The following is a 512-nucleotide window of genomic DNA, read 5'->3' on the forward strand; positions in this document are numbered from 1 at the left end:
TCGCCCTCGGCCGCCGCGCGCGCGAGGTGGTCGACGCCGGGACGGTCGAGCTCGTCACCGGGTTCCGCGTCGCCGAGCTCGCCTCCCGCGGCGACACGCTCTCGGTGCACGCGGAGGACGGCCGCGAGATCGCCGGAGTCGCCCAGGTGTTCGCGCTCACCGGGTTCCGGCCCGACACGAGCTTCCTGCGCGAGGTGCGCATCGCCCTCGACCCCACCCTCGACGCCGTCGCCGGCATCGCCGCCGACATCGACCCCAACATCCACTCGTGCGGCTCCGTGCCCGCCACCGGTGCGCGACAGCTCGCCCAGCCCGAACAGGACCTGTTCGTCGTCGGTGCCAAGTCGTACGGCCGGGCGCCGACGTTCCTCGCACTGACCGGCTTCGAACAGGTCCGGAGCGTGGTCGCGCACCTCGCGGGCGACCACGAGGCCGCCGCGCGCGATGAGCTCGTGCTCCCCGCCACCGGGGTGTGCGGCGGTGCGGGCGGGTTCGACGCCGAGGCCGGAGGC

Annotated in this window: 1 protein-coding gene; it reads left to right on the forward strand. The window is 75.2% G+C overall.

Features of this window, described 5'->3' with window-relative positions; genetic code table 11:
* On the forward strand, positions 1–512 hold a 512-nt coding region (locus DW299_RS00050), incomplete at both ends, for a Rossmann-fold NAD(P)-binding domain-containing protein (protein WP_136035200.1).

Source organism: Microbacterium sp. K35, assembly GCF_004794375.1.
Taxonomy (GTDB): domain Bacteria; phylum Actinomycetota; class Actinomycetes; order Actinomycetales; family Microbacteriaceae; genus Microbacterium; species Microbacterium sufflavum.